This is a genomic window from Phytobacter sp. SCO41 (assembly GCF_003073275.1).
Taxonomy (GTDB): domain Bacteria; phylum Pseudomonadota; class Gammaproteobacteria; order Enterobacterales; family Enterobacteriaceae; genus Phytobacter; species Phytobacter diazotrophicus.
On the sequence record NZ_CP027225.1, the window covers coordinates 322,556 to 343,761 of the forward strand.

The 21,206-nt window shown below is 54.5% G+C and carries 21 protein-coding genes; 5 read left to right on the top strand and 16 right to left on the bottom strand.

The window, feature by feature from the left end; translation table 11 throughout:
* Positions 1 to 209: 209 nt before the first annotated feature.
* The 5 genes from C5523_RS01495 to C5523_RS01515 all read right to left on the bottom strand — a co-directional run bounded on the left by C5523_RS01495 (position 210) and on the right by C5523_RS01515 (position 6,526).
* Positions 210 to 2,084: a sigma 54-interacting transcriptional regulator gene (locus C5523_RS01495; protein ID WP_108700500.1), complete on the bottom strand. Its 1,875-nt coding sequence runs from the start codon at positions 2,082 to 2,084 to the stop codon at positions 210 to 212.
* Between the two features lie 139 nt (positions 2,085 to 2,223).
* A complete protein-coding gene (locus C5523_RS01500) occupies positions 2,224 to 3,384 on the bottom strand; it encodes a metallo-dependent hydrolase (RefSeq protein WP_108700501.1) in 1,161 nt (386 codons plus the stop codon).
* Between the two features lie 16 nt (positions 3,385 to 3,400).
* Positions 3,401 to 4,795: a DASS family sodium-coupled anion symporter gene (locus C5523_RS01505; protein WP_079496980.1), complete on the bottom strand. Its 1,395-nt coding sequence runs from the start codon at positions 4,793 to 4,795 to the stop codon at positions 3,401 to 3,403.
* A gap of 68 nt (positions 4,796 to 4,863) precedes the next feature.
* A complete protein-coding gene (locus C5523_RS01510) occupies positions 4,864 to 5,562 on the bottom strand; it encodes an RraA family protein (protein ID WP_107224404.1) in 699 nt (232 codons plus the stop codon).
* 10 nt (positions 5,563 to 5,572) lie between these two features.
* Complete coding sequence (locus C5523_RS01515; protein WP_071194982.1) at positions 5,573 to 6,526, bottom strand: hydroxyacid dehydrogenase; 954 nt, start codon at positions 6,524 to 6,526, stop codon at positions 5,573 to 5,575.
* 351 nt (positions 6,527 to 6,877) lie between these two features.
* On the opposite strand from C5523_RS01515, the gene C5523_RS01520 reads away from it, so the two are divergent.
* Together C5523_RS01520 and C5523_RS01525 are read left to right on the top strand one after the other, a co-directional pair.
* Positions 6,878 to 7,150, top strand: a complete 273-nt coding sequence (locus C5523_RS01520; protein WP_108700502.1) for a LysR family transcriptional regulator — start codon at positions 6,878 to 6,880, stop codon at positions 7,148 to 7,150.
* 178 nt (positions 7,151 to 7,328) lie between these two features.
* The gene (locus tag C5523_RS01525; RefSeq protein WP_108700503.1) at positions 7,329 to 8,303 is read left to right on the top strand and encodes an AEC family transporter; all 975 of its coding nucleotides are present in this window, start codon (positions 7,329 to 7,331) and stop codon (positions 8,301 to 8,303) included.
* Between the two features lie 42 nt (positions 8,304 to 8,345).
* Here the strand turns inward: C5523_RS01525 and C5523_RS01530 are convergent, their stop codons facing one another.
* On the bottom strand, positions 8,346 to 9,140 hold the full coding sequence (locus C5523_RS01530; RefSeq protein ID WP_108700504.1) for an SDR family NAD(P)-dependent oxidoreductase: 795 nt from the start codon (positions 9,138 to 9,140) through the stop codon (positions 8,346 to 8,348).
* A 244-nt stretch (positions 9,141 to 9,384) separates the two neighbouring features.
* Here C5523_RS01530 and C5523_RS01535 point away from each other — a divergent pair, with 244 nt between their 5' ends.
* Positions 9,385 to 10,491, top strand: a complete 1,107-nt coding sequence (locus C5523_RS01535) for an iron-containing alcohol dehydrogenase family protein (protein ID WP_079496985.1) — start codon at positions 9,385 to 9,387, stop codon at positions 10,489 to 10,491.
* On the opposite strand, the gene nikR is transcribed toward C5523_RS01535, so the two are convergent.
* From nikR to C5523_RS01570, 7 genes are all read right to left on the bottom strand, one after another.
* Positions 10,439 to 10,888: a nickel-responsive transcriptional regulator NikR gene (gene nikR, locus C5523_RS01540; protein WP_108700505.1), complete on the bottom strand. Its 450-nt coding sequence runs from the start codon at positions 10,886 to 10,888 to the stop codon at positions 10,439 to 10,441. The two genes, C5523_RS01535 and nikR, sit on opposite strands and share 53 nt — an antisense overlap.
* Positions 10,876 to 11,664 carry a nickel import ATP-binding protein NikE gene (gene nikE, locus C5523_RS01545; RefSeq protein ID WP_071194976.1) on the bottom strand — a complete coding sequence of 263 codons (789 nt, stop codon included), beginning with the start codon at positions 11,662 to 11,664 and terminating at the stop codon, positions 10,876 to 10,878. Before nikE ends, nikR begins: the two co-directional genes overlap by 13 nt.
* Entirely contained in the window at positions 11,661 to 12,425 is a 765-nt protein-coding gene (gene nikD / locus C5523_RS01550; RefSeq protein WP_041851314.1) for a nickel import ATP-binding protein NikD, read from the bottom strand. Before nikD ends, nikE begins: the two co-directional genes overlap by 4 nt.
* Positions 12,425 to 13,258: a nickel ABC transporter permease subunit NikC gene (gene nikC, locus C5523_RS01555; protein WP_108700506.1), complete on the bottom strand. Its 834-nt coding sequence runs from the start codon at positions 13,256 to 13,258 to the stop codon at positions 12,425 to 12,427. Before nikC ends, nikD begins: the two co-directional genes overlap by 1 nt.
* Complete coding sequence (gene nikB / locus C5523_RS01560; RefSeq protein WP_041851316.1) at positions 13,255 to 14,199, bottom strand: nickel ABC transporter permease subunit NikB; 945 nt, start codon at positions 14,197 to 14,199, stop codon at positions 13,255 to 13,257. Before nikB ends, nikC begins: the two co-directional genes overlap by 4 nt.
* Positions 14,199 to 15,770 carry a nickel ABC transporter substrate-binding protein gene (nikA, locus tag C5523_RS01565; RefSeq protein WP_108700507.1) on the bottom strand — a complete coding sequence of 524 codons (1,572 nt, stop codon included), beginning with the start codon at positions 15,768 to 15,770 and terminating at the stop codon, positions 14,199 to 14,201. The genes nikB and nikA overlap by 1 nt, the downstream gene beginning before the upstream one ends.
* Positions 15,771 to 15,940: 170 nt before the next feature.
* Positions 15,941 to 16,801, bottom strand: a complete 861-nt coding sequence (locus tag C5523_RS01570; protein ID WP_071194972.1) for a LysR family transcriptional regulator — start codon at positions 16,799 to 16,801, stop codon at positions 15,941 to 15,943.
* A gap of 99 nt (positions 16,802 to 16,900) precedes the next feature.
* On the opposite strand from C5523_RS01570, the gene C5523_RS01575 reads away from it, so the two are divergent.
* On the top strand, positions 16,901 to 17,407 hold the full coding sequence (locus C5523_RS01575) for a phenolic acid decarboxylase (protein WP_041851319.1): 507 nt from the start codon (positions 16,901 to 16,903) through the stop codon (positions 17,405 to 17,407).
* Positions 17,408 to 17,414: 7 nt separating this feature from the next.
* Here C5523_RS01575 and C5523_RS01580 read toward each other — a convergent pair whose 3' ends face one another.
* A complete protein-coding gene (locus tag C5523_RS01580; protein ID WP_041851320.1) occupies positions 17,415 to 18,464 on the bottom strand; it encodes an AI-2E family transporter in 1,050 nt (349 codons plus the stop codon).
* A 144-nt stretch (positions 18,465 to 18,608) separates the two neighbouring features.
* On the opposite strand from C5523_RS01580, the gene C5523_RS01585 reads away from it, so the two are divergent.
* The gene (locus C5523_RS01585; protein ID WP_041851321.1) at positions 18,609 to 19,811 is read left to right on the top strand and encodes an MFS transporter; all 1,203 of its coding nucleotides are present in this window, start codon (positions 18,609 to 18,611) and stop codon (positions 19,809 to 19,811) included.
* Here the strand turns inward: C5523_RS01585 and C5523_RS01590 are convergent, their stop codons facing one another.
* Both C5523_RS01590 and C5523_RS01595 read right to left on the bottom strand, forming a co-directional pair.
* Positions 19,812 to 20,372 (bottom strand): DcrB family lipoprotein, encoded by a 561-nt coding sequence (locus C5523_RS01590; protein WP_041851322.1) that lies wholly within the window; start codon positions 20,370 to 20,372, stop codon positions 19,812 to 19,814.
* Positions 20,373 to 20,445: 73 nt separating this feature from the next.
* Positions 20,446 to 21,111 carry a 7-cyano-7-deazaguanine/7-aminomethyl-7-deazaguanine transporter gene (locus C5523_RS01595; protein WP_041851323.1) on the bottom strand — a complete coding sequence of 222 codons (666 nt, stop codon included), beginning with the start codon at positions 21,109 to 21,111 and terminating at the stop codon, positions 20,446 to 20,448.
* Between the last annotated feature and the right edge of the window lie 95 nt (positions 21,112 to 21,206).

Genomic DNA, 21,206 nt, shown 5'->3' on the forward strand with positions numbered 1-21,206 from the left:
TTAGCCATGGCTGATTCGTTTTCCCGCATGATAACCATAGCGACATCTTTGTGACGCCGCGGGGATTGTAAAGGGGAACGGAACCCTCCACCTGAGCCGCATATTCCCCTCACCCCAACCCTCTCCCCGGAGGAGAGGGAGAAAACCGGTCGTAGCCCGGACAAGGCGCTTGCGCCGCCATCTGGGAATTACCCTCGGTATGGAGTATGTCAAACCCCTTCCACTCCATATTCCTTCATCTTACGCCACAGCGTTGTCGGGCTTATCCCCAACATCACCGCGGCTTGTGATTTATCGCCGCCGGTACGTTTCATCACCGCACCAATCAGCTTCTGCTCCTGCTTTTTCAGCAAATCCACATCACCGGGTTGCGGGACGATATCTTCATCATCAACAGACACTGACATATGGCATAGCGACTGCAGCGCATCGACATCCACAACGTGCATATCAAACAATACAATCAACCGTAAAATCACCGCCTGTAGCTCCCGGATATTGCCAGGCCACGCGTAGCTGTTGAGAAAATCCACCGCTTCATCAGTGAAGCTCAGTGCTTTGTTATGTTTTGCCAGCAGGTCTTCAATAATCAGCATCACATCGCCGGTTCGCTCTCTGAGTGCAGGCAACTGTAGCGTAAGGACATTAATGCGATACCAGAGGTCCTGGCGAAACTCACCGGCCGCCACCTGTGCGCCCAACTCTTTATTACTGGCGGTAATTAAGCGGAACCTGGCGCTGATGAGGGAGTCGCCGCCCACCCGACTGAACCGCTTTTCCTGCAAAATGCGCAGTAGCTTGATTTGCACCGGGAGCGGCGCTTCGCTGATTTCGTCAATAAAGACAGTGCCATTCATCGCCATCTCGAAAATACCCGGCTTACCGCCCCGACGCGCATTGGTGAAGGCGCCATCGGCATAGCCAAACAGCTCGCTCTCTAACAGACTTTCAGGAATGGCGGCACAGTTAATGGCAATAAAGGGTTCAGCGCTACGTGGACTGGCGTGATGAATACTCTGGGCAAACAGCTCCTTACCGGTGCCGGTATCACCCAGAATATTAATGGGAAGATCGTGAGCGGCGTAGATTTTGGCCCGTGCTATCGCGGCTTCCATCACCGGGGATTGCCCGATAATGTCGGCAAATGAATACGTGGTGGTAAAGCCTTTGTGGTCACTCTTTTTGCTGGTGCGGGAAGAGGACCAGCCGTTATGTTCCTGCTTGCTACCAGTGATGACGGTATAAAAGCCGTGCTTATTGGAAAAGTGCTTCACCGCAATATTGACCGTCTCGCCGTCAATCTCGATAGCATGCTCTTTGATATCTATTTCATTGATGATGCTGCCATAAATGCTTTTGAAGGCCTCTTTTTTAAAGATCTTATCCCCAATATTGCACTGGAATAACGCAAAGCCACGGGCATTGATATGGATAATTTCCCCTGACTGGTCCAGACACATAATGCCCTCGTGCGACTGATTCAGCGCAGACCAGGACATGGTTAATTTCATGTTTTCATTGTTAATGTACTTCAACAGGCTTTCAGCGACATCCAGCGCCTGTTCAATAGAAATATTATCGGTATCGCCCATGATGACATTCAAATCATACTTCTTCGCCATCTCTGCGACGGTCAGGCCGCCAATTACTAACTGGTAATCGTTATCCGCCAGGTTTTTTACGACATTCTCGATATCATAGTGGTTGTAAACCTGACAGATTTTGAAGTCTTCGTTCGTCATATTTTGATAACGACGCAGCACATTACAAAACTGCGGAAAGCCTACGGCGGCAATCTTCTGCGATTTTTTCCGCGCCTCCTGCAGAATGCGATAAATACCGTGCAGCTCGTGGGTGATTTCGATAACCGGAATAGAAAGACTGTTGCGTAATAGCGCTGCCGTACCACCCCGGCTAATGATGATTTTGGTGCCACCCGCAACAAGCTGCTGCGCTTTTTCCACCACGTCAAAATAGTGAAACTCGTAAACGGGGATGTCGATCTTTCTTTCGATAAGCACGTTGGATATGCGCTGGGTGATAGTTTTTGACACCGAGAAAATCGCAATTTCGTTATTTTTCATTGGTTATCCAGAGTGATCGATTTATGCGGGAGTCATCATATCCTCACGCTCTTTACGCCACAAAGCGCTGCCTGGCAAAACGAAAAAAGCCTGCGCATTTGCGGTGCGCAGGCAAAAGACAGACACACTGCCTTCTCTTTTAAAAACGCTGTCGGCGATAGACTATTTGCCCATTACTGATGGTGGCGCAGTTATCGATATAACGGTCACCTTCCAGTTGTGTGCCTTTGGTATCTTCAAACACGATCTTTTCTTTACGCAATTTCACGATGGCGATATCGGCAAAGGCCCCCGGCGCAAGCGTGCCGATCTGCCCTTCCATTTTCATCAGGCGTGCGGGGGTGCGGGTCACCGCGCGAACCACATCGAAGAACGACATCCCCATGTTGAGATATTTCGACATAATAAACAGCAGGCTGAATACCTTGTCCGTGCGCAGGCTATTACGTAGCGTCAGGTCGGTACTAATGATATCCGGGTTAAAGCCCTGTTCCATGGCGTTGCGGGCTACCGTGAAGTCAAAATGGGCCACGCCGTTAGAACAGTCGAAAATCACGCCGCGTGCTTTGGCCTCCTTGATGGCAGGGAACACCTCTCCGCTTTCCTTGAGGATGGCATTACCCGTGCCGTGGAAACAGTGGGCATAAATATCATCGGTCTGGAAATGGCCGATCAGCTCATCGGCGGGCAACCGGGAGTCGGTCACATGGACACAGAGGGTTGTTTTAAGCTCTCGTGCCAGCGCCACGGCGGCATAAAATGGATCGCTACTAAAATTGCGCCCGGTCGCGATATCCTGGCTGTAACGCAGTTTTAATCCAAGAATGTTGTCGCGGTTCTCATTCAGCGTCTGGCTGATTTTCTCGACGTTGTAGTTCGCCGGGTTGGTATTTTCCAGATACCCCGTCGGCCCACCACCCAGCGTGGAGAGCCCTACATTCACCACGTTCAGGTAGCTTTTGATGCGCGTCTGCGCCGTATGAATGACGCTGTTGCGAAACAGTTTATAGTTAACCCAGCCGCTACTCCCGGCGTCCACCACACTGGTTACGCCGTTGGGCAGGCATAGCACATCCGGGTTAACGCTGATGGCGGTGCCGCCGTGAAAAACGTGGGCATGGAAATCAATCAGCCCAGGAAGAACAATACAGCCTGCCGCATCGATGACGGTTTCCGCCTGGCTGTCGGCGGTATGTAAATCCACAATACGATTGCCGACAATACCGATGTTCTGGTTGATGTAACTGCCGCTATCCAGGTCAGCCACCAGACCATTTTTAATCAGAATATCCAATTTCATTTCGCGCGCTCCTTAATCAGATACCGATCATTTTCCAGTAAGGAATACCAATCAGGAAGAAGACCAGGACGTTAACCAGCACCATGATGGTGCCGAGTAGCCAGAAGGTTTTTTGCGGAACATAACCGCTGGAGAAGGTAAACACCCCCGCACCGTTGCCGTAGTGGGTGAGCAGCGCCCCGTACCCCGCAGAGAAGGCCAGGGACAGCGCGACATACATCGGATGTGCCTGAGTGGTCATCCCAAGGGTAAAGAGCACAGGATAGAACGACACAACGAAGGCGCTGTTCGACACGAAGAAGTAACGTACCGCGAGGCTGATAAACACCAGCACACCCAGGGCACTTATTTCACTCAGTTGCGACAGATCGAGGTAGTTTTTGATCACATCCACCAGGTAGACGTAGAAACCGCCTTTGGAGAGCGCGACCGCACACCCGTAAAACGCGCCGTACCAGACGAAGGTCTGCCAGGCCGATTTTTCGCTGACCACATCGTTCCAGCTCAATACGCCGAACAGCAACAAGCAGGCGAGGAAGGCGAGACCGACTGGAATAAACTCAATCCCGGTAAGGGAGCCGGTCATCCAGCCGATAATGCCCAGCAAAAAGAAGACGATCAGTAGCTTCTCTTCGCGCTTGACCGGGCCGAGCTCCTGCAATCCTTTGGTCGCGATTTCGTTAACATTGGTAATGGTTTTCAGCTCAGGCGCGTAGAGCTTATAGAGGATCCAGGGCGCGGCTAACAGCACAATGCCCGCCGGTACGATGGCGGCTTTGAACCACACCATCCACTCGAGATTGACGTGCATTATCTCGTTTGCAAGCGAGACGGTAATGGAGTTGGTCGCCATCCCGGTCAGAAACAGGCTGGAGGTACCCATCGACACCACATACATCAGGATCGTGAGATAGGCGCCAATCTTGCGGCTGCCATCATCCGGCTTTGAACCCAGCGCTTCGGCGATATTACGGAAAATGGGGTAGGTGATGCCGCCGGAACGCGACATGTTCGAGCCGGTTGCCGGAGCGAGCACGGTGTCTGTCACCATCATCAGGTAGCCCAGCGTCAGGGTATTTTTGCCATAGCGCTGAAGCAGCAGGTAGGCGATACGTTTGCCTAACCCCGTGATCACGAAAGCCTTACAGATAATAAAAGCGCTGATGATAAACCACACCATCGGGCTACCGAATCCGGCGAACAGCGGGCCTGGTTCAATCACCAGCGAGGCGAAACCGAGGATGATGAGCATGATGACAGCGTCGGTAAACGGGCGCAGGACCAGCCCGCACAGCATCGCCAGATAGATACCGACCATTTCCCAGGTCTGGGCAGAAACGCCTTCCGGGTGAGGAATAACCCAAAACAGAATGGGAAAAAAGATAATGGGTAAGAGTTTAAGATAAAGCATTTTACATTACCTGTATTTAATAGCCGCACGCCGTCACACGACGTGCAGCATTTCATTATTTGCACGAATTAGCGGTAGACGTCGTCAATAAACTCAACGCCTTTTTCGTCTAATGATTTTCTTACCCATGCGCGGTTGGCGGTGCCGCTCTTCGCCGCTTCCACTTTGCCCGCATCAAATTTGGCGTAGTCGGTGGCTTTGTCGAGCAGGGCTGCTGCATCGTTCAGCGGTATGACGATCACACCGTCAGCATCACCCACAATTAAATCACCCGGACAGACCGCCACGCCGCCTACGGCGATGGGGGTGTTCACTTCACCCGGCCCTTCTTTAAACGGACCCGCCGGGTTCGAACCGGTGGCGAAGAGAGGGAAGTCCAGTACGGACAGGGCATCGATATCGCGGATCGGACCATCAAGCACGATACCGGCGATTTTTTTGGTGTAGTGGGCATAGGCCACCATGATTTCGCCCATCAACGCACGGGAGCGATCGCCTTCGTTAGAGACCACGATGACATCATTTTCCGTTGCCATATCCAGCGCGGCGTGCAGCATCAGGTTGTCGCCAGCGCGTGCTTTCACCGTAATGGCATAGCCCGCCATGACCGGCTTCTTCGGTGATGAAATACGTTTAATACCATTGCCGAGGACCGCAATACGGTTCATGGTGTCGGCGATATTCGCGGCGGGCAGTTTCTCGTAATGTTTTAATAACTCAACGTCGAATGCCGGACGTTTGGTGAAAATGCGATTACCGATAGACATGATTTTCTCCTTAAAAACCCGGCACCGGCCAGGACGGTTTTTTACCTGATAACACTTCATCGATACCAATAGCGGAGTGCAAAGAGGCGCGGTCGGTCGCTTCTTTTGTGGCCGCGCCGATATGCGGACCAATAACAATATTGCTGAGGGTGAAAATCGGATCGGCGGGGTCGAACGGCTCTTTTTTCAGCACATCGACACCCGCACCGGCGATGGCGTGCGTTGAAAGTGCGTGGTATAGCGCTTTTTCATCGACCAGTTTGCCGCGTGCGGTATTAATGAAATACGCGGTCGGTTTCATCAGCGAGAACTGCTTTTCGCCAACAAAATCGGTGGTTTCCGCCGTGGTAGGACAATGCAGGGAGACAAAATCGCTCTCTTTGAAAATTCGCTCAAAGTCGCTGGTTAACTCAACGCCTTCCGGCACCTGGTCCTGCGTTTTGTACGGGTCATACGCGATGACTTTCATGTTGAAGCCATGCAGGGCTTTGATGGCGACACGGGAACCAATGTTGCCCACGCCGACCAGGCCTACGGTTTTACCGTCCAGCTCTACTTTTGGCGTGCGCAGTTTTGCCCAGTAGTAATCCTCAAGCATTTTCTCTTCGACCAGCTTGAAATTACGTGAACAATGCAGCATGTAAAAAATGGCCAGCTCGGCAACAGACATACTGTTAGCAATCGGCGCGTTTAATACGGTCACACCGTGGCGTTTGGCCGACTCCAGATCAACTGTGTCATAACCGGCACCATGGCGGGCAACAACTTTCAGTTTTTTCGCGGCTTCAAATACGCGATCGGACATTTTTGAAAGGCGAACAATAATACCGTCGCACTCCGGAATATCACGGATGATATCTTCTTCTTCCATCCCGGAACCTGTAATAAGTTCATAACCCCGGCTCTCAAGATATTCTCTCCCTTCCTGCATGATTTCTTGTGGAAGTAAAATTTTATAAGTCATCTGACGCTCTCCATTGTTGTTTTGCACTGATAATTGCAGATGGCGTGCCAGGGGCGTTCCTGATGAGTTAAATTATTTTTAACAATATGATATTTATGTCTTTTTTATTTTTTGTTATTTTTGTGTGATATTCTTATTGGTGATGCTAATCACATATTTAAAGCCAGTGGAAAACACATCTATTTCATTTTGAAATGCATGAATTTCATTTTTAAATGTCAGATCGCGGCGTTATCACACTATTTTTTATGACGTCTTTTATGCGCTAATTTTATTGACAAGGAAGCTTTGCGTGATAATTATACTGGCTAACAGGTTCGCTCATTGAGTAAACAGTAATGGCAATAAATCATGACTCTCGAATTAATGAATGCATTTCTTTCTGCGGTGCGTATTGGAAACATACCCGCCGCCGCCGGTTTTTTAGGTATTAGCCAGGTCTGTTTATCTGAACGTTTGCAAATGCTGGAAAATAATATTGGTTTTACGCTTATTCAACGCGGAAGGAGTATTCGATCGGTGATATTAACCGAAAAGGGTAAACAGTTTTATGCGTTATCGGCGAAGATTATGGCCGTACTCTATGAGGTGGAAAATATTAAATCACCACTCCGGCAGGATTGAAAACGCGCTGGCAAGGCTCTGCGCACAATGATGTGCAAATGCCGCATTAGAAAGCGTAAATGTTGTAATAAGGCACTAACACCGTTTCAGCCAGACTGACTCTTCATGGCAAAACCCCTATACTGCCAAAAAACATAAAAAATCATTCATTTTTACGGTGATACGGGCAGGGTAACGGATGGAAACGACGAATTTTCTGGGGCAGCTTACGCAGCAGATGATCCTGTCTGCGCCTTTATTTTCCTTAATTGCGTTGGGTTATTGTCTTGGGCGTTTTGCCGGCTGGCCGGAAGCCGCCAGTGGGGTATTTAACCGCTTCTGTTTTTCGATTGCCTTGCCCTGCATGTTATTTAAGGTCATGAGCAAGTTCTACCAAAGCCCGCCGGTGGATATGCGCTTGCTGATCGCCTATTTCGGCAGTTGCCTGTTGATCTATATTGTCGGGCGCATTGTCGCAAAAAGCGTGTTTGGCCTTGATGCCATCTCGGCATCGGTATTTGGCCTTGGGGGTATTTTTTCCAATAACGTAATGCTCGGGATCCCGGTCGCGGTGATTCTGCTGGGGCAGGCCAGCCTCGCCTCGGTCGCGCTGGTACTGGTGTTTAACAGCCTGATTCTGTGGACGCTGGTAACTGTCTCGGTGGAGTGGGCGCAGAGCGGCAATTTTTCCTGGAAAGGCATTGGCAAAACGCTGGTCAACGTGCTGCGTAATCCGCTGATTATCGGCATTTTTTCTGGCTTTGCCTGGAGCGCAACTCACCATACCTTGCCGCAATTTATTGATGGCCCCGTCAGCATGTTAGGGCAGATTGCCGCGCCGTTAACCCTGGTCACGCTGGGCATGAGCCTCTCGCATTACAACATCAGCCAGGGGCTGCGGGAAAGCGCGGCTATCTGCCTGATTAAACTGGTGTTGATGCCTGCGCTGATTTGGGCGCTCGCTTACGCACTGCATCTGCCGCAGCAGGAGAGCCAGGTGGTGGTTTTACTGGGGTCAATGGCGGTGGGGATAAACGTCTATCTGATGGCGCAGAAATTCAAAGTGCTGCAAGGGGCGACGGCAACCAGCATGTTGATTTCCACTCTGCTTTCTACCCTGACTACGCCAATGCTGATGATCCTGATGAGCCGCTTCTATCCGGCATGGCCGTAAATTCTCCCGGCAGGGCACACCGCGTGCCCTGCCAGAAACGCGTTAAAGAATGTCATCCACCACGCCGCCGTCAACGCACAGCGCCGCGCCTGAGGTTGCCGATGCCTGAGTCGAGCAAACATAGACCACCATGTTCGCCACTTCTTCAACCGTCGCTGCCCGCTGAATAACGGAGCTGGGACGGTGAGCCATCACAAACTCTTTCGCCAGCGTTTCCAGTGACTTGCCAGTCCTTGCCACTTCGTCCTGCATCATGGCGGCAAAGCCATCGGAAAGGGTCGGGCCGGGTAACACGCTGTTGACCGTCACGCCACTACCGGCGACAAACTTCGCCAGCCCGCGCGCCAGCGAGAGCTGGGCCGTTTTGGTCACGCCGTAATGAATCATATCGGCAGGAATGTTGCGCGCCGATTCCGAGGAGATAAAGACCACGCGGCCCCAACCTTTTTTCACCATCGCTGGCAGCAACGCACGGGAAAGACGCACGCCCGACATCACATTGGTTTGCCAGTAATTTTCCCAGGTCGCATCGTCGGTGGCATAAAAATCCTGCGGCCCGTAAATCCCGGCATTATTGACCAGGATATCGGCATCCGTTGCCGCGCTTAATAAGGTTTCGACCCCCTCTGCCGAACTCAGATCGGCAATGGCGGTACGCACTTTTGCGCCCGGTACACGCTCATTCAGCGCCTGGAGCGCTTTATTCACTGACGCCTCGCTACGTCCGTTGAGGATCACTTCCGCACCGCTTTCGGCAAGCCCCGTGGCTATGGCGAAACCAATGCCACCGGTCGAGGCGGTGACCAGTGCGACTTTCCCACTCAGATCAATTTTCATCCTCTGCTCCTTCATCTTTATGTGAATACGATGGAATAAGCGTAGCACTTAGCCTGAACAGCGACGTTGGGACGAACATCCTGGGTTATACAAAAGAATACATTCACAAATAACGCCAATATTGCTTAGCTGATATTTTGATATCGATATGAAAATAGAAGAAATAGAGATTATTGTTTTTAATTTTTATTTTTGTAGCATGGTGAGATAAAGCGAAATAATTCGCGCACACATGGACATGCCAATGCTTGCGATAAAAACTCCGCAGACCTGGTTTCACCAGTCTGGTATTCGTCATGACGCAGGAAAATATATTGCGCCGCTTACCCAGCATATTTTGATAATTACCAGCGTAAAGGCATGGGCGCAGGTCAACCCTGGGCTTGAAGAGAGCTTACGCGCCAGCGGTATCCGCTGGCAGACGGAGATCATGACCGGCTACTGTACCGAAGATAGCGTTGCCCGCTATGTGCAGCGGGCAAAAAAACTGGGGGTGCAGTTTATTGTCGGCGTGGGCGGCGGGCGCGTTCTGGATACCGCCAAAGCCGTCGCCGATACCCTTGAGGGCGGCGAATCCATCACCATTCCGACGCTGGCAGCGACCTGTGCGGCCTGGTCGCCTTTATCGGTGTTCTATACGGACGAAGGCGCGCAGATCAGTAGCCAGGCTTTACGCACTCTGCCGCGCCTGGTGCTGGTGGACAGCGAAGTCATTGCCCGCAGCGATGTGCGTTATTTAAAAGCGGGCATCGTCGATGCGCTGGCGAAATGGTACGAGTTTCGTCCTTATTTGCAGAAAAACCCCGATAATCTGGGGCTGCAATTAAAAGTGCAAAACGCGCGTCTGGCCGTCGAAATTTATGAAAAACATGGTCAACAGGCTATTCGCGATAATAAAGCTCAGGTGGTGTCGGATGCGCTGATCAACGTTATTGACGCCAATATTGCCGTGGCCGGTATGGCAAACAGCGTGCGCGGCGAAATCCCCACGCCGGGTGTGGCGCATGCGATCCATAACCGGCTCACCCAGGAGCCGGCTTTGCGTCAATGGCTACACGGTGAACGTGTGGGATTCAGTCTGCTGGTGCAATCCATTCTGGAAAATGAAAATAGCCAGCCCGATCCGGTGTTACTGGCGCTGCTGCGTCAGTATGAGATGCCGCTAACCCTGGCACCGCTGAAAGAGATCCGCCTGGCGGTCATCCAGGCGGTGGCGCGCAGTATTCCCTTCCCGCGTGATGCTCTGGAGCATTTACCGTTCACACTCGAACCCACGCGTATTGAGCAGGCGCTGCGTCTTACAGAACAATATGTTTCAACCCGTGCGTATGCCCGTGATCTGGCGGGGTAGTGTCATCCGTAACGCACTGAAGGTGGCCATGGCGCACACCGCGCTGGGCGATGACGCTATCGGCAAATTGCTGCACATCGCCCATTTTACCTTTCAGGACGGCGATCTCCAGGCAGTCGTCATGGTTGATGTGCACATGTAACGTGGCGATGGAGAGGTCATGATGGTGGTGCTGCGTGGCGACAATGCGGCTCGCCAGATCGCGCTTTTCATGTTCATACACATAGGACAGCACCGCATAGCCCCGTGTGTCCTGCTCGCAGGCCGCTTGCTGGGTGAGTGCGTCGCGTAAAATATCCCGTAGCGCTTCGGAGCGATTGTGATAGCCACGGCGCTGGCTCAGATCGTCGAGAGTAGCAAGCAGGTCATCATCAAGAGTAACGGTTACGCGTTGCATGGCAGTGTTCCTGGCGTTCGGGTTTTGGGATAGGCGGGCAAGACGGCCTGTTGCAGCGCCTGTCCGGCCAGAGAGGTAAAGCGTAAGGGGTGGGTGACGGCAATGTCTTCGCTGATATGGCCGTTCTCCATCACCACCACGCGCTGGCAAAAACGCTCCACCAGGCGTAAATCGTGGGTGATAAACAGGCAGGCGATGCCCGAGTGCTGTTGCAGTTTTTTCAGCAGGCGAATGATGCCTGCCTGCAAGACCAGATCCAGGCTGGACACGGCCTCATCAAGGATGAGCAGCGTCGGGCGGGTCGCCAGCGCGCGGGCCAGGCAGACGCGCTGTAACTGCCCGCCGCTCAGTTGCGGTGGGCGCTGGTCAAGCAGGCTGATTTCCAGTTCCACATCACGCATCAACTGTTCGATGCGGGCGTGCTGTTCCGTTTTGCTTAAGCTGAACAGATGGCGCAACGGTTCGGCAAGAATGTCGCGCACCGTTTTGCGGGGGTTGGCGGCGCTGATGGCGTCCTGAAAGACCAGTTGAATATCCCGGCGGAAGTCTTTTTTCATCGCCCCGGACATGCGGGAAAGCGGGGTTCCCTGCCAACTGATTTCACCGCTGACGGGCCTTTCCAGCCCAACCAGCAGGCGTGCCAGCGTGCTTTTGCCACACCCGCTACGCCCTAACAGCGCAAGGCTTTCCCCACTGTTGATCGAAAGGGAGATATTCTCCAGCACCGGGTGGGCGTGATAGCGGTGGGTGACGTTAGACATGGTGAGTAAATTCATTGGTTAAGTTCCATCCCGTACAGCGCCAGATGTGCCGCCACCAGATTGCGTGTCACCGGATGTCGCGGGGTGCGAAACAGCACATCGACACTGCCCTGCTCGACAATACGCCCTGCCTCCATCACCGCCACGTCGTCGGCGAGCCGCGCCACTACGCCCATATCATGGGTAACCAGCAACATGCCGCAGTGGCGGGTTTGTAAGAGACGTTCGAGCAGATCGAGAATTTTGGCCTGCGCCACGGCGTCGAGGTCGGTTGTGGGTTCATCGGCGACAATAAAGGCCGCATCGCTGAGCAGCGCCATTGCGATCATCATGCGCTGCAACATGCCGCCACTCATCTCAAACGGGTAGAGCGTCAGTACCCGTTCCGGCGCCTCCAGCCCAACGTCGCTCAGGGCGGCGATAAGCGTGGCGTCATCCGCCGGTTTGCCCAGCGCCCGGCAGGTTTCCCTGGCGTGCGCCGCCATGGTCCGCAGTGGGTTAAAGGCACTGCGCGGGTTTTGCATAATGGTCGCCACCTTAAGCCCACGCAGCGCCTGCGGCGAGATGGGCTGACCATCTGCCAGCAGCGTGCCCGCCGTTTGCCGCACACCCGCAGGCAATACGCCGAGCGCGGCGGCACAGGTCAGCGATTTCCCGCTGCCGCTTCCGCCGACCAGCGCCAGCACGCGCCCGCGCTGAAGGGTGAGTGAGACGTCATGGGTGAGGGGACGCTGCGCCTCAAGGGTGAAATTTCGCAGTTCAAGTTGCGCAGGCATCAGTGGGCATGCTCCGTTTCCAGATGTGGATCGAGGCGGTCGCGCAGGGCATCGCCCACCATATTAAAGGCCATCACGCTGACAAACAGCGCCAGACCCGGCCACAGCATTTGCAGCGGTTGCGTCCAGATATACTGACGGGCATCGTTAATCATTACCCCCCATTCGGCGGTGGGGGCGCTGACGCCCAGCCCCAGGAACGACATCCCCGCCACGTGCAGCATCATATGGCCGATATCCAGCGTCGCCAGCACCAGCAGCGGAGGCACCACGGCGCCTGCCAGATGATCGATAAACACCTGCGTATAGCTCGCCCCGCTCAGGCGGGCGGCCAGAATGTACTCGCGGCTGCGCAGAGAGAGAACCAGGCTGCGCACCATGCGGGCGTACCAGGCCCAGTGGGAGAGGGCGATGGCGATAATCACATTCGTCAGCCCGGTTCCCAATACGCCGACCATAAAGAACGACAGGATAGAGGTGGGGAAAGTCATAAAGACATCTGCGACGCGCATGATCGCCTGGTCGATGCGGCCACCGGCCAGCCCCGCGCAGCCGCCGAGCGTCAACCCCAGCGTCAGCACCAGCAGAAGACAGGCCATGACCGATCCTAAGGAGACGCGGGTGGCGCTCAGCAGCCGGGAGAAAATATCGCGCCCCAGATGGTCGGTACCCAGCCAGTGTTCGCTACCGGGGGGTAACAGGCGGGCGGGCAAGTTAATCGCCTGCGGATCATAGGGTAGCCACCACTGGCAGGTCACCGCGATGACCAACAACAGCGCCAGAATCAGTACGGCAAAGCGCACCGACCAGCGGGCAGAACGCAGAAAATTCATGCGTGCGCTCCTTCATGGTGACGAATCCGTGGGTCGAGCGCGGCGCTGAGCACATCTACCAACAGGTTACACAGAGCGAATACGATGACCATCACCAGCGTAAAACACTGGATCACCGGGTAGTCACGGTTGAAGATGGCCGACACGGCATAGCGGCCAATGCCCGGCCAGGCAAAGATGCTTTCGATAATCATCGTACCGCCAATCAGTTCACCCACGTGCATACCGAGGGCGGTGATCACCGGCAGCGACGCGTTACGCAAAATATGCTGACGCTCGGTCTGCTTTTCACTCAATCCGCGCAGCCGCGCCCAGATGACGTGCCGCTGTCCGGCGGCCTCCAGCATACTGGCGCGCAACAGGCGCGCGTTGATCGCCAGTGACATAAAGGCAATCGACACGGCGGGCAGCAGGATATGTTGCCAGCCGCCGTAACCCATTGCCGGTAGCCATTGCAGATAGACAGAAAAGAACATCACCAGCAAAAAGGCCAGCCAGAAATTGGGCATCGAGACGCCAAGAAAGGCAATCAGACGCACGATATAGTCCGGCAGGCTGTTGCGGTGGCGTGCAGCCCAAATGCCCAGCGGTACGGAGGTGAGCAAAATCAATATCAGCGCGGCGCCCGCCAGTTGTAATGTGGCGGGCAGGAAGTGCAGAACATCCTCCAGCACCGGGCGCTGGGTCGCATACGAGATACCGAAATCGAGATGCAGCGCCTGCCATAGCCAGTGCAGATACTGCTGCGGCAGGGGTTTATCCAGCCCCAGCATGATGCGCGTTGAGGCCACCATCTCCTGCGTAGGCGGCAGGTTCGACAGGCGCAGATAATCCAGCGCCGGGTCGCCCGCCCCCATGCGTAGCAACAGGAAGATGACCACCGACGCGGCGAAGATCATCGGGATAAGCAGTAACAAACGGCGAATGACATAGCGCAGCATCAGGGTTTCACCGGGGTAATGTGTTCAAAAGGAATATCGCTGGCGATAGGGGCGAAAGGAATGACGCCCAGTTCAGGCTTCGCCACCACCAGCGTTGAGACGTAGCTGATGGGCAGATAGACCGCTTCGTCGTGCAGGCGGGTCAGGATGTCGCGATAAAGCGCCTGGCGCTCGGTTTCATCGCGTGTCGTCAGCACCTCGCCAATTTCTTTGTCGATCTGCGCCTTATCCGGCAGGCCAAGCTGCGCCTGGTAATCGGCGTGAGAGGGGACGCGCATGGAGCTTAAGAAGGCGTGCGGATCATAAGGCGCGCCCCAGGTGCGGTTGAAAATCATGCCGAAACGACCATCGCGCTGGCGGGCATAAATACTGCTCTCTTCCTCGCCCACAAGTGCCGTGTCCACGCCGATATCGCGCAGGTTAGCCTGGATAATTTCGGCCATTGATTTGCTCATCGCGTCGGTGCCGATAAACGCAAGTTCGACATGCAGCGGCTGCCCCGCTTTCTCACGGATCGTTTTGCCATCCGGCAGTTTCCAGCCGTCAGCGTCCAGCAGCGCGCGAGCTTTTGCCGGGGAGTATTCACGCGCTTTCAGACCAATATTGGCGTATGGCACGGTGGGGGCGAACAGCGTGTCGGCTACTTTTTGGGTGCCATACAGCGCGCTATCAATCAGCGTCTTTTTATCGACCGCGTAGTTGAGCGCCTCACGGATGGACTGCTCATTGGTCGGCGCTTTGGCGGAGTTCAGCGCCAGCATCACCGTTTCGACCGGGGCGGAAAGCTGGGTGCGTAACGCCGGGTTTTGGCTAAACCGGGAGAAGGTATCGAGCGGCAGCAGCCCTTCGTTGCCGTATAACAGATCGAGATCGCCAGTTTCAAAGGCCACCGCGCGGCTGGTGGGGTCCGGGATCACTTTGATGGTGATTTTGCTCAATGCCGGTTTTTCGCCCCAGTAGTGTTCGTTACGCACCATCACGTCGTACTGATTCAGGCGCGACGTCTGCAATACCCACGGCCCCGTGCCAATCGGGGCTTCGATGCCGTTCATGGTCTCGTGGTTTTTAAACTGAGAGGGGGCGATAAAGCGGAACGGGCGGGGCAGGGCAAGCTCCTGCAGGAACGGGTAATAGGCGCTTTTCAGGGTGATTTGCAGTTGGTTGTCGCTAAGCGCTTTCACATCAGTTATCTGGTTGGCGAGCTCAAGCCAGGCATGACGCTGGCGGTTATCGAGCACCGCACGGAAGTTTTCCACCGCGGCCTGGGCGTTAAATGGCTCGCCGTTGGAGAACGTGACATCCGTACGCAGCGTAAAGACCCAGGTTTTACCATCCTCAGAGGAGGTCCAGCTTTTAGCCAGCCAGGGTTTTACCGTGCCATCGGCCTGATATTTTACCAGCGGCTCGTAGACCATGCTTTGGGCGAACATTTGGTTTGGCGTATAGAGATGCGGATTAAGCGGTCCTACGTTGACCGGCCATGCGGTGGTCAATTCCTGAGGGGATGAAGCCTGGGCAAAAAACGCAGTACAGGCCAGCAGTAACGCACTAAGAGAGCGAAAGGACGACATGGTTTTCCCTGAAAATCTGCCACAAAAGGAGTATGACGATTTTATTGATTCATCATACGAATGCGGTGCGCGGGATCAAAAAGGCATGATAAAAGTGTGGAGATCGTGAAGCGAGCGAAGGGGACTGGTCAGCGGAACCCCTCCCCCGACAGTAAACTCCCCATCTTTAACTACTGCCCCTTAAACAGTTGCAGCAGCGTGTCCACCTGCTCATCGAGCGGCATCAGATCCTTTTTCACAATCAAATGCAGCGGCGTGGCGCGGCGTGAACCGTGGCTGAGCGGCAGAATTTTCAGCACGCCGCTGGCTAGCAGAGACCCGATGCGCTCCTCCGGCAGCCAGCCGTAACCCACCTGATACTGCACCGCTTCCACGGCAGCATCGATGGTAGAAAAAGTCCATGACTCACCGCTCTCCTGCGGCAGGCGATTCTCCCGGTCGGCGATGCGAATTAATGGCCAGGCGGCGAGAGCATCCTCAGTGATCGCGGTTTCGGCGCACAACGGATGATCCCGGTGGGCGACAGCGACAAAATCAATATTCATCAGCCATTCGCCGCGCCCGGTCAGGTCCTGGCGACGGGTCAGCACCATCACGTCGGCTTCGGCATAGGCGGGGCGCTCCACGGAGGCGTTTTCGAGGACTTCGGTCAGATGCACCTGAGTTTGCGGATAGCGCTGCTGGAACTGGCGCAAAATGGCAAACAGCCGTGAGCGGGGAAAGATGCTGTCTACGACCAGGTCGAGCCGGGTACGCTGGCCGTTGCGCAGTGTGGCCGCCCGGGTTTCAACGTAGTCGAACGCTTTCAGCAGCGGTTTTACCTGGTTAAGCAACAGTTCGCCGGAGGGGGTGAGCACCGCACGGCGGCCTTCCTGTACCAGCAGCGCCACGCCCAGACGCTCCTGCAAGAGCGCCAGGTTGTAGCTCACGGATGACTGACTGCGGTGGGTCTCTTCGGCGGCCTTCGCAAAACTGCCCAGCTCCACCACTTTTTGCAGCAGCGACCATTGTTCGAGGGTGGTTTTATGCATGACTCATCTAAAAAATGAATGAATTTAATTCAAACATAGCGTTATTCATTCATTTTTTGAAGCGGTACGATCTTCTCATCAATTAAGAGGAGAACAATTATGAGCAGCTTTGATAAACATGATCTGAGCGGTTTCGTCGGCAAACATCTGGTTTATACCTACGATAACGGCTGGAACTACGAGATTTATGTCAAAAACGAGACCACGCTGGACTACCGTATTCATAGCGGTATCGTGGCAAACCGTTGGGTGAAAAACCAGCAGGCTTACATTGTACGCGTTGGTGAGAGCATTTATAAAATCTCCTGGACCGAGCCGACCGGTACTGACGTGAGTTTGATCGTCAACCTCGGCGATCGCCTGTTCCATGGCACGATCTTCTTCCCTCGCTGGGTGATCAACAATCCGGAAAAAACCGTGTGCTTCCAGAACGATCATATTCCGCTGATGGAATCCTATCGTGCGGCGGGCCCGGCCTATCCGACCGAGGTGATTGATGAGTTTGCGACTATTACCTTTGTGCGCGACTGCGGCGCAGACAATGACAGCGTCATCGCCTGCGCGGCCAGTGAGCTTCCGGCGGATTTCCCTAACAACCTGCGCTAACGCAGGGTTAGCCGGGCAGGCGGTTTTTCGGCCTGCCTGGGCCAAGCATAATCGCCAGCTTGCTCCCGCCGGTAGTGGTTTCCATCCATATTTTACAGACGCTGGTGAGCGGCACAGAGAGCAGCATCCCCACCGGACCGAGCAACCAACCCCAAATCAGTAACGAAAGAAAGACCACCAGTGTCGACATACCGAGTCGGTGACCCATCATGCGTGGTTCCAGAATATTGCCGATAACCATGTGCACGACGAGAAACAGGCCGCCGACCAGCAGCCACTCATACGGGCCGTTAAAGAGCAGCGCCTGCACCATCGGTGGGATAGCCGAAAGCACCGATCCGATATTCGGCACGTAATTAAGCAGAAACGCCAGTACCCCCCACATGAGCGCAAACTGGATGTCCATAATGGCCAGCCCCGCCCAGACGATCACCCCCGTCCACAGGCTGAGCAGCGTTTTTAACGCCAGATAGTGAGACACACCTTTAAGCGCGCGGTGCAAACCGGCGATATGAATCTGAGGGTTATTCAGCGCGAAACGCATTTTATAGGGCACATGACGCACTTCAAAAAGCATGAATACCATGGTCATTACCAGTAAAACGATGCTCGCCATTGCGTTAGACAGTTGCGTCATCATTGTCGTGGCAAAACTCATTACGCGCTCGGAATCCATTCGTTGCAGCATCCGTTCTGGCGAAACATGCAGGTGCAGGAAAGGGAGCGCATCCTGAAGCTGGAGGAATTTGCGCGTGAACTCCCGATTGTATTTCGGCAGCATCGTCATGAACTCATTCACCGAGGCGGCCAGCACGCCAATCAGCGCGGTCAGGAAGACAAGCATCACCAGTACCACAATGGCGATGGCGACAGGCCGTTTCACGCCCCGGCGAATAAACCAGGTGACCAGCGGATTAAGCACAATGGCGAAAAAGAGCGCCAGTAACAGTTGAACAATGATATCGGCAGCGGCATGAATACCGGCCAGAATAATGACCAGTGAGGCCAGTTTAAGCAGAATATGTAAACCCGCACGATCGGGTTGGGGCTGTGTCATGGGCAATTCCTTTTCTATACCGCCCGATAAGTGTAGCCACTGGCGGACGCTTCGCCCGAGGCACATATTCTTAATCTCCATGCTGATTTCCAGGCCATGACGTGGTAATAGTGAAACATCGTTGTGAAAATCTGGTGAACCCCCATGCCCGAACAAGCCGCTGAACCGGCGCTAAGCGGATTACGTCTTAATCTGCGGATTCTCTCCGTCGTTATCTTCAACTTCGCAAGTTACCTCACGATAGGTTTACCGCTGGCAGTTTTGCCCGGCTATGTCCATGAAACGCTGGGCTATAGCGCCTTCTGGGCAGGGCTGGTCATTAGCCTGCAATACTTCGCGACCCTTATCAGTCGTCCACACGCCGGACGCTATGCCGATATGCTCGGCCCGAAAAAAGTGGTGGTGTTTGGTCTCTGCGGCGCGTTCATTTGTGGGCTGGGGTATCTGCTGGCGGATCTGCAAAGCGGCTCGCCGCTGGTCAGCCTGGTGCTGCTCTGCGTCGGGCGCATTATTCTCGGTGTCGGGCAAAGCTTCGCCGGAACCGGGTCGATGCTCTGGGGCGTGGGGGTTGTCGGTTCACTGCATATTGCCCGTGTTATTTCCTGGAATGGTATCGCGACCTATGGCGCAATGGCGCTGGGGGCGCCGCTTGGCGTCATTTGCTACAACTACGCCGGACTGAGCGGGCTGGGCGGGTTCATTATGGTGGTGGCGTTTATTGCGATTGCCTGCGCGTTGCCGCGTGCGGCAGTAAAAGCCAGCAAAGGTAAACCACTGCCATTTCGTGCGGTGCTCGGCTATGTCTGGGTTTATGGGATGGGGCTGGCGTTGGGTACGGCTGGTTTTGGGGTTATTGCCACCTTTATCACCTTCTTTTATGACGCGAAAGGGTGGGATGGCGCGGCCTTCGCCCTGACGCTGTTTAGCCTGGCGTTCGTGGGTTCGCGGCTGGTGTTTCCGAACAGCATCAACCGCCTGGGCGGCCTGAATGTGGCGATGATAAGCCTGGCGGTGGAGGTGGTCGGCCTGATTCTGGTTGGCATCGCCGATGCTCCGCTGGTGGCAAAAATCGGGGTATTCCTGACCGGGGCAGGCTTCTCGCTGGTCTTCCCGGCGCTGGGGGTGGTGGCGGTCAAAGCGGTCCCGCAGCACAATCAGGGCGCGGCGCTGGGCACCTACACGGTGTTTATGGATATGTCGCTGGGAATTACCGGGCCGCTTGCCGGGCTGTTGATGGCCTGGTCGGGAGTATCGATGGTGTATCTGCTGACGGCGGTGCTGGTAGCGGGAGCGTTCGTGCTGACGTGGCGGCTAAAAAAACGGCCTCCGCTGGAGGCCGCTTCCTGATTACTTGATGACCAGGGTGTTAACGATGTTTTCCGCTGCGGTCTGTGCCTGCTGCTGGTTATCTGCCGGCAGCGTCACCTGCAAAGTCAGCAGTTTGTTATCCACTTTACCCAGCACTACGGTAGACCAGGCCGTTTGACCTTTGGCAGAGATGATGCTGTCGAGCTGCTGCATTTTCTGGCCTTTCAGCTCGATAGATTTGTTGGTCACGACCTGCAACTGCGGGTCGCGGTTGCGCTGTTGGTCTTCCAGACGTTTTGCCAGCGTATCCAGCCCTTCCTGAGTGTCGTCGCCTACAATCACAATCACCGCTTTCTGACCGGTTGAGTCAGAGTAAACGTGCATGTTATTAGACTGCGTACCCAGTTTACCGCTCTGATCGGTCATGTCTGCGGGCAGCGAGAAGCTGAGTTTGCCATCAAGCAGCGTTACCGGTTGCCCGGTCGCGTTGCTTTCTGCAGATGCCCCCTGAGCGGGTGTTTTTTTGCTGTCGCTGTTGTCGCAGGCCGCCAGACCCATTACCAGCAGGCCAATACCGACATATTTAACCAGATTGCGCATTGACTTCTTCCTTTCGATAAACAGCCATAACGGCTCATGCGGGCCATCTTACCACAACTGGCATCGCGTACTCTTAACTGGCCTGTAACGCTGATATTTCAGATTTGTCTGCCAGTCTTTTCAACAGCATATTCAACAACACACCGTACATCGGCAGGAAGAAGGCGATGCTGATAATGACCTTAAAGGCGTAATCCACCAGGGCGATTTCCATCCAGTGTTCGGCCATAAACGGGTCCGGGCTGTGCCAGAAGGCGATGAAGAAAAAGGCGAGGGTGTCGCTGGCGTTACCGAACACCGTTGAGGCCGCAGGCGCCAGCCACCAGCGTTTGTTCTGACGCAGGCGGTTAAAGACATGCACGTCGAGGATCTGCCCCAGCGCGTAAGCCATAAAGCTGGCGGTGGCGATACGGGCGACGAACAGGTTGAAATGGGTCAGTGCTTCAAAGCCTTGCCAGCTTCCCATGTAAAACAGGGAAGAGATGCCGTAGGAGATAACCAGCGCAGGTACCATCACGGCGAAAATAATCCGTCGGGCGAGCGGCGCGCCAAAAATACGCACGGTTAAATCTGTCGCCAGGAAAATAAACGGGAAACTGAATGCGCCCCAGGTGGTATGGAAGCCGAAAATGTTAACCGGTAGCTGTACCAGATAGTTACTGGAGGTGATCACCAGCAGGTGAAAAAGGGATAGCCAGAACAGCGCTTTCATGCGCTGAGTTTGTGAAAACTGCGTCATATTGTGACCTTTTTAGTGTTTGGGGTGAGGGAACCCAATAAACATGTAACACGCTATTTTTCTTGCCATTTTCACATCGGCAGTGCTTGTCATCC

Bases quoted from the DNA above. Each gene is read 5' to 3' on its own strand.
- C5523_RS01495 (WP_108700500.1), bottom strand. From the start codon at position 2,084: ATGAAAAATAACGAAATTGCGATTTTCTCGGTGTCAAAAACTATCACC.
- C5523_RS01500 (WP_108700501.1), bottom strand. From the start codon at position 3,384: ATGAAATTGGATATTCTGATTAAAAATGGTCTGGTGGCTGACCTGGAT.
- C5523_RS01505 (WP_079496980.1), bottom strand. From the start codon at position 4,795: ATGCTTTATCTTAAACTCTTACCCATTATCTTTTTTCCCATTCTGTTT.
- C5523_RS01510 (WP_107224404.1), bottom strand. From the start codon at position 5,562: ATGTCTATCGGTAATCGCATTTTCACCAAACGTCCGGCATTCGACGTT.
- C5523_RS01515 (WP_071194982.1), bottom strand. From the start codon at position 6,526: ATGACTTATAAAATTTTACTTCCACAAGAAATCATGCAGGAAGGGAGA.
- C5523_RS01520 (WP_108700502.1), top strand. From the start codon at position 6,878: ATGACTCTCGAATTAATGAATGCATTTCTTTCTGCGGTGCGTATTGGA.
- C5523_RS01525 (WP_108700503.1), top strand. From the start codon at position 7,329: ATGGAAACGACGAATTTTCTGGGGCAGCTTACGCAGCAGATGATCCTG.
- C5523_RS01530 (WP_108700504.1), bottom strand. From the start codon at position 9,140: ATGAAAATTGATCTGAGTGGGAAAGTCGCACTGGTCACCGCCTCGACC.
- C5523_RS01535 (WP_079496985.1), top strand. From the start codon at position 9,385: ATGCTTGCGATAAAAACTCCGCAGACCTGGTTTCACCAGTCTGGTATT.
- nikR (WP_108700505.1), bottom strand. From the start codon at position 10,888: ATGCAACGCGTAACCGTTACTCTTGATGATGACCTGCTTGCTACTCTC.
- nikE (WP_071194976.1), bottom strand. From the start codon at position 11,664: ATGAATTTACTCACCATGTCTAACGTCACCCACCGCTATCACGCCCAC.
- nikD (WP_041851314.1), bottom strand. From the start codon at position 12,425: ATGCCTGCGCAACTTGAACTGCGAAATTTCACCCTTGAGGCGCAGCGT.
- nikC (WP_108700506.1), bottom strand. From the start codon at position 13,258: ATGAATTTTCTGCGTTCTGCCCGCTGGTCGGTGCGCTTTGCCGTACTG.
- nikB (WP_041851316.1), bottom strand. From the start codon at position 14,199: ATGCTGCGCTATGTCATTCGCCGTTTGTTACTGCTTATCCCGATGATC.
- nikA (WP_108700507.1), bottom strand. From the start codon at position 15,770: ATGTCGTCCTTTCGCTCTCTTAGTGCGTTACTGCTGGCCTGTACTGCG.
- C5523_RS01570 (WP_071194972.1), bottom strand. From the start codon at position 16,801: ATGCATAAAACCACCCTCGAACAATGGTCGCTGCTGCAAAAAGTGGTG.
- C5523_RS01575 (WP_041851319.1), top strand. From the start codon at position 16,901: ATGAGCAGCTTTGATAAACATGATCTGAGCGGTTTCGTCGGCAAACAT.
- C5523_RS01580 (WP_041851320.1), bottom strand. From the start codon at position 18,464: ATGACACAGCCCCAACCCGATCGTGCGGGTTTACATATTCTGCTTAAA.
- C5523_RS01585 (WP_041851321.1), top strand. From the start codon at position 18,609: ATGCCCGAACAAGCCGCTGAACCGGCGCTAAGCGGATTACGTCTTAAT.
- C5523_RS01590 (WP_041851322.1), bottom strand. From the start codon at position 20,372: ATGCGCAATCTGGTTAAATATGTCGGTATTGGCCTGCTGGTAATGGGT.
- C5523_RS01595 (WP_041851323.1), bottom strand. From the start codon at position 21,111: ATGACGCAGTTTTCACAAACTCAGCGCATGAAAGCGCTGTTCTGGCTA.